The following is a 12387-nucleotide window of genomic DNA, read 5'->3' on the forward strand; positions in this document are numbered from 1 at the left end:
GCCGCCCCGAATTTTAAAGGTCATGCAGGATAAAAATGTGAGAGTGATCACAATTACCCGCCCGGGGATTCGCAGCAAGTAAGTTTAGATCAAAAGTTATCACTTCATTGTTAATGTTTTGTTAGAATCGAAGTGAAGTTGTACGAATTCTTACCGCGAGATGTGAGCTTATGACGACGAAATCCTCTCAGGATGACCTGAAAAAAAATCTGACGGAGATGCAGTTCTACGTGACACAGGATCACGGTACCGAGCCGCCTTTCACAGGCCGTCTTTTACACAACAAACGTGAAGGCGTGTATCACTGTCTGGTTTGCGACGCTCCCCTGTTTCATTCGCAGACCAAGTATGATTCAGGCTGCGGCTGGCCGAGCTTTTTTGAGCCAGTAAGTGAAGAGTCCATTCGCTATATAAACGATTACTCGCACGGTATGCAGCGTGTTGAAATTCGTTGCGGTAATTGTGACGCGCATCTGGGACATGTTTTCCCGGATGGTCCACAACCAACCGGTGAACGTTATTGCGTGAATTCTGCCTCGTTGAGTTTTACCGACGATGAAAACGGCGATCGGACTCTTGGGTGAGGAATCGATTCAGCTATTATTCCAGTGGAGTTAATTTAGCATGGATTTCGAACAAGTCATTAACAGTATGACACCGGACATCTATCAACGTCTGGTAACGGCTGTCGAATTGGGTAAGTGGCCGGATGGTGTTGCACTGACGCCGGAACAAAAAGAGAACAGCCTGCAACTGGTCATGTTATGGCAGGCCCGCCATAATACCGACGCGCAGCACATGACCATCGACACGCAAGGACAGATGGTGATGAAAAGCAAGCAGCAACTGAAAGAAGACTTTGGCATTACGCCTAAGCCAATTGCGACGCTGAAAATGCAATGATTCGCAAGATCCCGGCTACGTTTTCCTGCCAGTAGCCGGGTTGAAGTCGGCGGCCCGCAAAAGTCTTACCTCTGGGTTTCCTGCCAGTCGGCCAGCGTATAGAGCGTTGCGCCTTCCGCGGCCATCTCCATAAAGGCGTGGGCGCTGTCTTGCGCATTGATGTTCACCCCACGACAGCCGTCGGTAATGACGTTGACGCGATAGCCCAGTTTCAGCGCATCCAGGACGGTGAATTTCACGCAATAGTCGGTGGCAAGCCCCATGATGGTTAACTCAGCAATGTCGTGCTGATGTAACCAGTCATCGAGTTCGGTTTTCTGCCGATGCCCGTTATCAAAAAAAGCGCTGTAGCTGTCGATAGCCGGGTTTTGCCCCTTGTGGAACACGGCCTCGATGGCTGAGGCTTTCAACAGGGGATGCAACGCCGCACCTTCGCTGTGCTGCACACAATGGTCCGGCCAGAAGGTTTGCGCCAGGCCATCAAGCACACCTTGTGAAAAGGGCGCAACCTGGTGCTGACTGGCGAAACTGCCGTGGTTAGCCGGATGCCAGTCCTGGGTCGCCAGTACAGGTTCGCCGCGTGCCTGGCACCAGTCGATCAGCGTGTTCGCCACATCGACAGTGCTGTCGCCTTCCGCCACAGCCAGCGCGCCGCCTGCACAGAAATCATTTTGCAGGTCGACCAAAAGCAAAGCGCGTTGTTTCATCGGCTTTTCCTTATTCGTCTGCGGTGAGCTCACCGCGCAGGTTCTGCGTCATGGCGCTGCGAATCGCCGCGGCGTCCAAATCCTGACTCAACAGATAATGCAGTTTAGTCAGCGTGGCTTCTACTGTCATATCCGCCCCGCCAATCACGCCCGCATGCGCCAGTGCGTTACCGGTGGCGTAGCCGCCCATATTGACCTTACCCGACATACACTGCGTCAGGTTGACCACCACAATGCCGCGAGCGCTGGCTTCCTGTAACTCTTTGAGAAACTCCCCGTTTTGCGGCGCATTGCCCACGCCATAAGAGCGCAAAATCAGCGCTTTCACGGGCTGGCGCAGAAAGTTTCTTACCACGTCTGCCGAGATACCCGGGTAGATCGTCACCACGCCAATAGGTTGCGGGGTGATCGGATGAACAACCAGCTCGCCGTTACCGTGCGGCGCAGGCGGGGTATTAAGGCGGCGAATATGTATTCCCGCTTCCAGCAGCGGCGACAGGTTCGGTGAGGCAAAGGCGTCAAAGCCGTCCGCATGTGCTTTAGTGGTGCGATTGCCGCGATAGAGGCGGTTATTAAAGAACAGCGTCACTTCGTTAATCGGGAAGTTGGCCGCCACGTACAGCGAATTGAGCAAATTGATCTGTCCGTCGGAACGCAGCTCTGCCAGCGGGATTTGCGAGCCTGTGACGATAACCGGCTTACTCAAATTTTCCAGCATAAACGACAACGCCGAGGCGGTGTATGCCATGGTGTCGGTGCCGTGCAGGATCACAAAGCCATCATAATCCTCGTAGTGGGCTTTGATATCGTCAGCAATATGCTGCCAGTCTTCCGGCGTCATATCGGAGGAGTCCATCAACGGATCATATTCGTGGATGGTGAAATCAGGCATTTCAGGGCGATGGAATTCAGGCATCAACGCCAGTTGACGCTGCAGGTGACCGGAGACGGGAACGTAGCCGTGTTCGGAACGTTGCATACCGATGGTACCGCCAGTGTAGGCAACATAAATCGATTTTTTTTGCATGATTGAAAATGTGTTGTTACAGAGTGGGGGGATTATATACGCAGTGAATGAATGATACAGCGAAAGCGCAAAGAAAAGGCGGAGCCAGCGTGATGCCGATCTCTGCCTGAATACAAAACGTGCAGTTCGTTAGCGAATGTTGGCGCAGGTCAGGCAAAACGCGTAACGGTTTTGCGGATCGTTAAACGCCGCCAGTTTGTCTGTTTCAGCTTTGACCTGAACTGCCGCACTGGCCAGCGGCGCAGGCAGATACGCCTGCAATGCCTGTGGCAACATGGCGCGTACGGAACCTGACATGCTATCCATCACGCGATCAAAGAATGACGGTTCATCCTGATACCAGTCCACATGCCACTGTTTGAGTTTCGCCAGCTCAGCCGCTTTGTTTAGCGCATCGTCGAAATCACCCAGCCCGTCGACCAGCCCGTTGGCTTTCGCATCCTGACCAGTCCAGACATGGCCCTGTGCGATTTTATCAATCTGCTCCGGCGTGCTGTTACGCGACTGAGCGACCAGCGTGATAAAGCGTTTATAGCCATTCTCAATGCTAATCTGCATCATCTGCTGAACTTCCGGCGGCAGCGCTTTGGTCACGCTGACATCCGCCAGCGGAGACGTTGCCACGCCGTCGGTATGCACGCCAATGCTGTCGAGGCTGTTTTCCAGCGTATTGATGACGCCGAAAATACCAATCGACCCGGTCAGGGTGCTGGCATTCGCCACGATGTAATTCGCAGGCGTTGAGATCCAGTAACCACCGGATGCCGCCATACCCCCCATCGAGACCACGACCGGCTTGCCTGCCGCACGGGCTGCGGCCAGTTCAGAACGGATCACTTCCGAGGCGCTGACGCTGCCGCCAGGGCTGTTAACACGCAGCACAATGGCTTTCACTTTCGGATCCAGACGCGCGTCGCGGATCTGCGACGCAGTGGTATCGCCACCCACGTTCCCCGGGGTTTCGTTACCGTCCATGATCGCGCCGTTCGCAAAGACCACGGCTACGGCGTCGCCCATATCGCTCGGTTTTTTCAGTTGATAATCGTAATAGCTGATGGCGCGGAAATTCTTGTCTTTGTCATCCCAGCCAAACTGTTTGGTCAGCGCTTTTTCCGCATCGGCGCTGGAGCCCAGCTCGTCCACCAGTTTGTTATCCAGCGCGTACTTCGCCGTATCGCCATCTACTTTACGCAGACCGTCCAGCACGCCTTGTGCGCCAGGGAAAATCTGTTGCGCGGTAACCTGACGGTTTGCGGCAATGGTGTTGAGATAATTTTGCCAAAGTTCGCCCACCCAGCGGCTATCTGCATCGCGCGCAGCCGGAGACATGTCGTCGCGGATAAACGGTTCAACGGCGGATTTATAGGTGCCGACGCGGAACACATGGGTGCTGACTTTCAGCTTGTCGAGCAGGGATTTGTAATACAGGCCGTTGGTGGCGAAGCCATGCAGATCAACCACCCCTTGCGGAGAGAGCCAAATTTTATTGGCGAAGCTCGCGAGGTAATACTGCCCCTGGCTGTAGTTATCGCCCACTGCATAAACCGGCTTACCGCTATCGCGGAACTCGCGCAGTGCCTTACCGATATACTGCATTGACGGTTGATCCGCCCCGGCAAAGTTTTTCAAATCGAGCACAATCCCGGTGATATTCCGGTCTGATTGCGCCTGACGAATGGTGTCGACGATGTCGAACAGCGAGTTTTCCTGCAGGCGGTCGGAGCTTGCGCCAAAGAACTGGCGACCCAGCGCGCCGAGTCGGTTACTGGCGGAGGGTTTATCCACGACCACGCCGGTAATATCCATCAACAACGCACCCCGGCTGGCATGTTCTGCTTTGCTGTCGCTAAACTGCATCCACAGGCCCACGCCGACCAGTACCAATAAAATAAAGAACAAATTGAGCACCAGATTGCGGATAAAGTTCAGCAATCGCCATGTCCACTTAAAAAAAACGGCAATAAAGCGCCAAAGGGTTCGCATGTATTCTCCCTGGTTAGTAACGTTTGCCGCTGCCCTGAGCAGCAAGTGTGGTTATCCTAATTAGCCGGGCTCCTGTTGTCAGCAGGAATCGCTGCCGGTGCTGTAACAAAATCTACGCACGTGTTAATTTTAGGAACAAATTTCAATACAGGAGTTTAACTAATGGATGCACTTGAACTGCTCGTCAACCGCCGTAGTGCTTCCCGGTTGGCTGAACCGGCACCGACAGGCGAACAACTGGACAATATTATCCGTGCGGGGATGCGCGCGCCGGACCATGGTACGCTACAGCCGTGGCAATTTTTCATTATTGAAGGCGAAGGTCTGGCCCGCTTTGGCAAGACGCTGGAGCAGGGTGCTGTCAGCGCCGGGCTGGACGAAAAAGCGGTAGAAAAAGCCCGGACTTCACCGTCGCGCGCGCCGATGATTATCGCCGTGGTGGCGAAATGTGAAGAGAATCCGAAAGTGCCGCAGTGGGAGCAACTGCTCTCGGCAGGTTGCGCCGTGATGGCGATGCAGATGGCGGCGCTGGCCCAGGGTTTCAACGGGATCTGGCGTACCGGTCCATTGACCGACAGCCCGGTTGTCCGCGAGGCACTGAACTGCCGCGCGCAGGATAAAGTCGTCGGTTTCTTATACCTTGGCACCCCGCAACTCAAAGCCTCTACGACCATTAGCACACCGGATACCGCGCCTTTCGTCCGTTATTTCTGATACTTGCCGGTAAAACTGTCTGGATTGTGAGCGAACCGCCGCAATTCGGACAGTCACGCTTATCATGCAACGTTTTGGGCGTTACCATAGCCGGATTGTCCTGACAGGAGTTGTCCATGAACGAACAAGGTATTCGTCTGACGCAATACAGCCACGGAGCGGGTTGTGGTTGTAAAATTTCCCCTAAAGTGCTCGATACTATCCTGCATAGCGAGCAAGCGAAGTTTATCGACCCGAACCTGCTTGTGGGGAACGAAACCCGCGATGACGCGGCGGTCTACGATCTCGGCAACGGCACCAGCGTTATCAGCACAACCGACTTTTTTATGCCCATTGTCGACAATCCTTTCGACTTTGGTCGTATCGCTGCCACTAACGCGATTAGCGATATTTTCGCCATGGGCGGCAAACCGATCATGGCGATTGCAATTTTAGGCTGGCCTGTCAACAAACTGGCGCCGGAGATTGCCCGGGAAGTGGTTGAGGGTGGTCGCCATGCCTGCCGCCTGGCGGGTATTGCTCTGGCGGGCGGGCACTCTATTGATGCACCTGAACCCATTTTCGGGCTGGCGGTGACGGGCGTTGTGCCAACCGATCGCATCAAGAAAAACAGTACCGCGCAGGCGGGCTGCCGTCTCTTCCTGACCAAACCGCTGGGCATTGGTGTGCTGACGACCGCCGAGAAAAAATCGCTGTTAAAACCCGAACACATTGGGCTGGCAACGGACGTGATGTGCCAGATGAACCTGGCCGGAGCCGCGTTTGCGGGCATCAGTGGCGTGAAGGCGATGACCGATGTCACTGGTTTTGGTCTGCTGGGGCACCTGAGTGAAATGTGCCAGGGTGCCGGCGTGCAGGCGCAAATCTGGTATCAGGATGTGCCGAAATTACCCGGTGTTGAAGAGTATATTGCGCTTGGCGCAGTACCGGGCGGCACCCAGCGTAATTTCGCCAGCTACGGTCATTTGATGGGCGAGATGCCGGATGCGGTGCGCGATTTGCTCTGCGACCCGCAGACTTCTGGCGGCCTGTTACTGGCAGTGAGCCCCGAAGCCGAAGGCGACGTTTACGCCACGGCGGCAGAATATGGTATTACCCTTGCGGCGGTGGGTGAGCTGGTTAGCGCACGCGCAGGGCGTCCGATGATTGAGATCCGTTAAGCCAATGCGGTTGTTTATTGCCGAAAAACCCAGTCTGGGCCGCGCCATTGCGGATGTGCTACCCAAGCCACATCGCAAAGGCGACGGCTATATTGAATGTGGCAACGGGCAGGTGGTGACCTGGTGTATCGGTCACCTGCTGGAGCAGGCACAGCCGGATGTCTACGACAGCCGGTATGCGCGCTGGAATCTGGCGGATCTGCCGATCGTGCCCGAAAAATGGCGGCTGCAACCGCGGCCTTCCGTGACCAAACAGATTAATGTGATCAAGCGGCTGCTCGCCGAAGCGACGGAAGTCGTGCACGCGGGTGACCCGGACAGAGAAGGGCAGTTGCTGGTTGATGAGGTGCTTGATTACCTCGAACTGTCGCCGCAAAAGCGTCAGCAGGTCCAGCGCTGCCTGATTAACGATCTTAACCCCCAGGCGGTGGAGCGGGCGATCTCTCGCCTGCGCGCCAACAGTGAGTTTATTCCTCTGTGCGTCTCGGCACTGGCCCGTGCACGCGCCGACTGGCTGTACGGCATCAATATGACTCGCGCCTATACGTTGCTTGGGCGTAATGCCGGGTATCAGGGGGTACTTTCCGTTGGACGCGTACAGACGCCGGTCCTTGGGCTGGTGGTGCGCCGCGACGAAGAGATCGAGAACTTCGTGGCAAAAGATTTTTTCGAAGTGAAGGCGCACATTGTCACCCCGGCCGGAGAGCGGTTTACCGCCCTGTGGCAGCCGAGCGATGCCTGTGAGCCTTATCAGGATGAAGAAGGGCGCTTGCTGCACCGCCCGCTGGCCGAGCATGTGGTCGCCCGTATTACCGGGCAACCGGCGAACGTTACCGCGTATAACGATAAGCGGGAATCGGAGCCGGCGCCGTTACCTTTTTCGCTTTCGGCACTGCAAATTGAAGCCGCGAAACGCTATGGCCTGAGCGCGCAGAACGTACTCGACATCTGCCAGAAGCTCTATGAAACCCACAAGCTGATTACCTATCCGCGTTCGGACTGTCGCTATTTGCCGGAAGAACATTATGCCGGGCGTCATGCGGTGATGAACGCAATTGGTGCCCATGCACTGGATCTTCTGCCCCAGCCCGTGGTGAATGGCGATTTGCGTAACCGCTGCTGGGATGACAAAAAAGTGGATGCCCACCACGCCATTATTCCCACAGCGCGCAGTACAAAGGTGAACCTGAGCGAAGGTGAAGCCAACGTCTACAATCTGATTGCGCGTCAGTACCTGATGCAGTTTTGCCCCGATGCGGTGTTCCGTAAATGCCAGATCGACCTGGATATTGCCAACGGCAAATTTATCGCCAAAGCGCGTTTCCTTGCCGAAGCGGGTTGGCGCACGTTGCTGGGTGCCAAAGAGCGCGACGAAGAAAACGACGGCACGCCGCTTCCGGTGGTGGCGAAAGGTGACGAACTCCTGTGTGAAAAAGGTGAGGTTGTGGAGCGACAGACGCAACCGCCGCGCCATTTCACCGATGCGACACTGCTGTCGGCGATGACCGGTATTGCCCGCTTTGTGCAGGATAAAGATCTGAAAAAGATCTTGCGTGCGACGGACGGTCTGGGCACTGAAGCCACCCGCGCCGGGATTATCGAACTGCTGTTTAAGCGTGGTTTTCTCAGTAAGAAAGGGCGCTATATCCTCTCGACCGACGCCGGACGCGCGTTGATCCATTCTCTGCCGGAGATGGCTGCCAGGCCGGATATGACCGCGCACTGGGAGTCTGTGCTGACGCAAATCAGCGAGAAGCAGTGTCGTTACCAGGACTTTATGCAGCCGCTGGTTGGCACCTTGCATGAGTTGATTCATCAGGCGCGCAATACGCCAGTGCAGCGGTTTCGGGGAATCAGCGCTCCGGCAGGTGAGAAGAAAAAAACAGCGGGTAAACGCACAACGCGCAAGCCACGTAAAGACGACCCGACACCTCCACAGCCCGTTGCCTGAGGCACGTTTAGCGGTAAGACATCAGCATATGCATAAGAAGAGGGGCAGTCACGGTAGAATCACCGTGATTTTGCCCAAAGATGACGTTAACTTGCACAATTCGTAAAAAGACGTGATGGTGTCGTCTTCCTGTCACAGCTAAACGGGATTATTATGCGCGCGAACACAGACCATTGAGTAGCAGGACTGGAAAATGAGCGAGCAAAAAGCAATAGAAAAAAGCGAAGTACGTATCCCCGCCACTGTGCGCAACGCGCATTCCGATCGCAATGAAAAAATGTTCAACGAGCTTACCGCGGATGAGCAAATCGCGATCATTCTTAAACGTCACAGGGAAATTGTCTCATCGCTGGTGGTTAACTGAACGCCTGATGAGGTTGCCCGGCGGCTTTGCGCTTACCGGGCATGGAACATGCTAGCCGGGTCGACGCAGCGCCGCCCGGCAAAATGACTTAGATAAGCCCCTGACCGATCATCGCATCCGCCACTTTCACGAAGCCCGCAATGTTTGCGCCACGAACATAGTGTGTCTGCTTCGCTTCGCCGCCATACTCCACACAGGCCTGGTGAATATCCAGCATAATGTGGTGCAGACGCGCATCCACTTTTTCCGCTTTCCAGCCAAGACGTGCGGCGTTCTGCGCCATTTCCAGACCTGACGTTGCCACGCCCCCGGCATTCGCCGCTTTACCCGGCGCAAACAGGACGCTTGCTTCCAGGAACAGATCGGTTGCCGCAATCGTGGTGGGCATATTGGCGCCCTCCGCCACCGCTTTCACGCCGTTGGCGATAAGCGTACGCGCGGCATCGACATCCAGTTCGTTCTGGGTGGCACACGGCAGAGCGACATCGACCGGCACTGACCAGGGTTGCTGGCCTTCGAGGTATTGCAGGCCAAATTCACGGGCGTAATCCGCTACGCGCCCATGCTGCTGCTCTTTAATTTCAATCAGACGCGCCAGTTTTTCGGCGGTGAAACCAGCTTCATCAACCACGGTACCGTTAGAGTCTGAGGCGGTTATCACGCGGGCGCCAAAAGCCATCGCTTTTTCGATAGCATACTGCGCCACGTTACCGGAGCCAGAGACGGCCACGCGCAGACCTTCCAGACCCATACCATGGCGTTTGAGCATCGCTTCGGTGAAATACACCAGGCCGTAGCCGGTAGCTTCCGGGCGGATTAAACTGCCGCCGAAGGAGAGACCTTTACCGGTGAACACGCAGGCAGTGTTGTTGGAGAGTTTTTTCATCATCCCGGCCATAAAGCCCACTTCACGCGCGCCCACACCCATATCACCCGCCGGGACATCGGTATCCGGCCCCAGGTGGCGATACAGCTCGGTCATCAGCGACTGACAGAAACGCATCACTTCCGCGTCGCTCTTCCCTTTCGGATCGAAATCGCTACCGCCTTTACCACCGCCCATCGGCAGGGTGGTGAGGGCATTTTTGAAGGTCTGCTCGAAGCCAAGGAATTTCAGTATCGACAAGTTGACGGACGGGTGGAAACGCATGCCGCCTTTATACGGGCCAATGGCCGAGTTGAATTGCACGCGCCACGCGCGGTTAACCTGCACCTGGTTTTTGTCGTCTACCCACACCACGCGGAACTGAATAACACGTTCCGGTTCAACCAGTCTTTCCAGCAGGGAGAGCTGACGATAGCGAGGGTTTTGTTCGAGAAAAGGCCACAGCGTGGTCATTACTTCACGTACGGCCTGAGCGAATTCAGGCTGATGCGGATCGCGCTTTTGAACGTGGGAAAGAAACGATTCAAGAGAGCATGTCTGTTCCATAGATATAAGAGCCTCTTATGTTGATAGTCCGATTTTATTGGTTGTTGTGAGCTAAAAATTCAGCGTTTTTCGACTATAACATCTGCAATATGGCGTAAAGCAAGCAAAAATAGTTCAGCGGTATCAAATTAATAATGGGTGGCTTGTCATAATAAAAACCGATGAAGAAAGAAAATGCGGTTCGGTAATAGAGATACGTTATAGTGATAAAAGGTTCTATTCAGGAAGAAAATGCTATGAAGCGTTCACTGTGGGTATGGGGTTGTGTACTGATGTTAGTTTCAGCGGGGGCCAGTGCGGAGAGACGCCTGTCGCCGGATGTGCAGGTGAATGTTCCACCGGAAGTGTTTACCTCTGGTGGTCAGCAGAGTTCGCAGCCCTGTAACCAGTGCTGCGTTTATCAGAATCAGAATTACACCGAAGGGGCGGTTATTAAAGCCGAAGGGGTGCTGCTCCAGTGCCAGCGCGATGAACGCACCGTTTCTACAAACCCGCTGGTCTGGCGGCGCGTGAAGCCATAAACGCCTCCAGAAGAGGGATATCGGCAGGCGCAAGCGGCCAGTTAAAGGCTTCCTGTGGCGCGCACCAGATGAGCGCCGCGTGGTGATGACGGGTCAGTGTGCCAGTGAAAGTCGGCACATGCCAGGCATGCAAATTGATTATGCGCCCGGAGACCTCCCGCTGGTGGCTGGCGATGTACGCCGTGGGCACGGCTTCAATGCCCAGCTCTTCGCGAAGCTCGCGTATTAATGCGTCTGACTGGCTCTCTCCGGCTTCTACCTTACCGCCAGCAAATTCCCACAGCCCTGCCTGATCGCCCTGTTCCGGGCGCTGGGCCAGCAAAATCTGGCCATCGCGCTCAATAATCGCGGCGACAACCTCTATCGTTTTAAGCATGGTTATCCATTGTTGTGATGCAAACTCCACTCATACCAGCCGCCATCATATACTCCGATGTTCGTCCAGCCCATGGCGCGCGCGCAGATAAACGCCAGTGAGGCCCGCCAGCCGGTTCCGCAGTAAAAAGCGATGTGCTGGTCTGCGGTAATATTCCACGCTTCCCACATGGCCGTAACGTAATCCGCGCAGCGTAAAGTTGCATCCGGATTAAGGAAATCCTCAACGCCATCTTTACCGCGTCCGCCACGTCCCCAGCGCGCACCGGGGATCTCGCCACAGGCATCAATATAATCATAACCACTGGTCGCGCCGGAAAACTCAGCCCACGTGCGAACACTCACCATCGAAGCATCCTTACGGTTGAGCAGCGCCCGTGCCTGCGGCAGGGAAAACATCAATTGAGGCTGAGCAGGGAGCGGTGCGCCAAAATCACAAGCGGGCGTGATGGAGAGCGCATCGCCGGATGCCACCGGAAAACCAGCGCAAAGCCATGCTCGCCAGCCACCGTCCAGCACACGCACATCTTCCACCCCGGCGTACAACAGAATATGGGCCACGCGCGTCGCGGCAAGCGGGGTACGGCTATAGAGAATGACCGTGGTATCGCAACGAATGCCGTGCGCGGCCAGCACGTTACGCAACGCCTCAGGAGCAACCACGTTCCACAGGGGCTCGCTTTCCAGCTCGCCTGTATCGAGGTAGTCCGCGCCGGGAATATGCCCTTGCCGGAAGGTATCGCGCACGCCCCAGCCCGCTTCAATCACCGTCCATTTACCGACGGGTTTTTCGCTGACCTGGCGATGAGCGATCAGCGCGTTAAGCCAGCATGCCGGGACGAGTTGATGAAAACCGGGCAAACGTTCGAGGGGGCAAGCGCAGGAGAAGGCGTCGCTGATACGCCATGGCGCATGGAGACCCTTCTGACGTAACCAGCCCTCTACCGCGGCGTTGTCTTCTGGCTCGCCATAGAGCGCGATGCGGGTTTCGGCGCTTAACGGGCGCAGGGCAGACCAGGCGTCAAACTGTGCGTTCGTCATTTCGTCCAGCCAGGAAGCGGCAAGATTACGCGCACCGGATACATGGCCGGATGTACCGTGCAGCGCGTCCGGCCAGCCGTTGTACAAGGCGCTATTGCGAGTATCGATAACTACGCCGTTGTTCTGGCGGAATTGGGAAAGTGTAATGTTTTGAGCCATAGCGTGGCAGGTCCAAAGAGGGCGGTCATAAAGATGGCCGCCATAATGGG

The 12387-nt window shown here is 55.6% G+C and carries 13 protein-coding genes; 7 read left to right on the forward strand and 6 right to left on the reverse strand.

All coding sequences use genetic code 11. The annotated features are described in order from the left end of the window. The first annotated feature begins 170 nt into the window (after nucleotides 1–170). Both msrB and C5523_RS10795 read left to right on the forward strand, forming a co-directional pair. Entirely contained in the window at nucleotides 171–584 is a 414-nt protein-coding gene (msrB, locus tag C5523_RS10790) for a peptide-methionine (R)-S-oxide reductase MsrB (RefSeq protein WP_041851660.1), read from the forward strand. A 40-nt stretch (nucleotides 585–624) separates the two neighbouring features. Continuing rightward, nucleotides 625–903 carry a YeaC family protein gene (locus C5523_RS10795; protein ID WP_041851659.1) on the forward strand — a complete coding sequence of 93 codons (279 nt, stop codon included), beginning with the start codon at nucleotides 625–627 and terminating at the stop codon, nucleotides 901–903. Between the two features lie 65 nt (nucleotides 904–968). Here the strand turns inward: C5523_RS10795 and pncA are convergent, their stop codons facing one another. The 3 genes from pncA to sppA form a co-directional block, all read right to left on the reverse strand. Next, entirely contained in the window at nucleotides 969–1610 is a 642-nt protein-coding gene (pncA, locus tag C5523_RS10800; RefSeq protein WP_108701098.1) for a bifunctional nicotinamidase/pyrazinamidase, read from the reverse strand. Between the two features lie 10 nt (nucleotides 1611–1620). Beyond that, nucleotides 1621–2637, reverse strand: a complete 1017-nt coding sequence (gene ansA, locus C5523_RS10805) for an asparaginase (protein ID WP_041851657.1) — start codon at nucleotides 2635–2637, stop codon at nucleotides 1621–1623. Between the two features lie 129 nt (nucleotides 2638–2766). Continuing rightward, on the reverse strand, nucleotides 2767–4620 hold the full coding sequence (gene sppA, locus C5523_RS10810) for a signal peptide peptidase SppA (RefSeq protein ID WP_079496470.1): 1854 nt from the start codon (nucleotides 4618–4620) through the stop codon (nucleotides 2767–2769). A 162-nt stretch (nucleotides 4621–4782) separates the two neighbouring features. Here sppA and C5523_RS10815 point away from each other — a divergent pair, with 162 nt between their 5' ends. The 4 genes from C5523_RS10815 (at nucleotide 4783) to C5523_RS27395 (ending at nucleotide 8809) form a co-directional block, all read left to right on the forward strand. Beyond that, on the forward strand, nucleotides 4783–5334 hold the full coding sequence (locus tag C5523_RS10815) for an NAD(P)H nitroreductase (protein ID WP_107222844.1): 552 nt from the start codon (nucleotides 4783–4785) through the stop codon (nucleotides 5332–5334). A 116-nt stretch (nucleotides 5335–5450) separates the two neighbouring features. Next, on the forward strand, nucleotides 5451–6494 hold the full coding sequence (selD, locus tag C5523_RS10820) for a selenide, water dikinase SelD (protein ID WP_041851654.1): 1044 nt from the start codon (nucleotides 5451–5453) through the stop codon (nucleotides 6492–6494). A gap of 4 nt (nucleotides 6495–6498) precedes the next feature. Beyond that, nucleotides 6499–8445 (forward strand): DNA topoisomerase III, encoded by a 1947-nt coding sequence (locus tag C5523_RS10825; RefSeq protein WP_108701099.1) that lies wholly within the window; start codon nucleotides 6499–6501, stop codon nucleotides 8443–8445. A 193-nt stretch (nucleotides 8446–8638) separates the two neighbouring features. Continuing rightward, entirely contained in the window at nucleotides 8639–8809 is a 171-nt protein-coding gene (locus C5523_RS27395) for a hypothetical protein (RefSeq protein ID WP_158276515.1), read from the forward strand. An 88-nt stretch (nucleotides 8810–8897) separates the two neighbouring features. Here the strand turns inward: C5523_RS27395 and gdhA are convergent, their stop codons facing one another. Next, entirely contained in the window at nucleotides 8898–10241 is a 1344-nt protein-coding gene (gene gdhA / locus C5523_RS10830; RefSeq protein ID WP_108701100.1) for an NADP-specific glutamate dehydrogenase, read from the reverse strand. Between the two features lie 236 nt (nucleotides 10242–10477). Between gdhA and C5523_RS10835 the strand changes: the two genes are divergently transcribed. Next, nucleotides 10478–10762 (forward strand): YnjH family protein, encoded by a 285-nt coding sequence (locus C5523_RS10835; protein ID WP_041851651.1) that lies wholly within the window; start codon nucleotides 10478–10480, stop codon nucleotides 10760–10762. Here C5523_RS10835 and C5523_RS10840 read toward each other — a convergent pair. Both C5523_RS10840 and C5523_RS10845 read right to left on the reverse strand, forming a co-directional pair. Beyond that, nucleotides 10725–11138: a pyrimidine (deoxy)nucleoside triphosphate diphosphatase gene (locus C5523_RS10840; RefSeq protein WP_041851650.1), complete on the reverse strand. Its 414-nt coding sequence runs from the start codon at nucleotides 11136–11138 to the stop codon at nucleotides 10725–10727. The two genes, C5523_RS10835 and C5523_RS10840, sit on opposite strands and share 38 nt — an antisense overlap. A 2-nt stretch (nucleotides 11139–11140) precedes the next feature. Then, nucleotides 11141–12337, reverse strand: coding sequence for a rhodanese-like domain-containing protein (locus C5523_RS10845; protein WP_108701101.1), 1197 nt, complete (start codon nucleotides 12335–12337; stop codon nucleotides 11141–11143). Nucleotides 12338–12387: the final 50 nt, after the last annotated feature.

The organism is Phytobacter sp. SCO41 (assembly GCF_003073275.1).
Lineage (GTDB): Bacteria > Pseudomonadota > Gammaproteobacteria > Enterobacterales > Enterobacteriaceae > Phytobacter > Phytobacter diazotrophicus.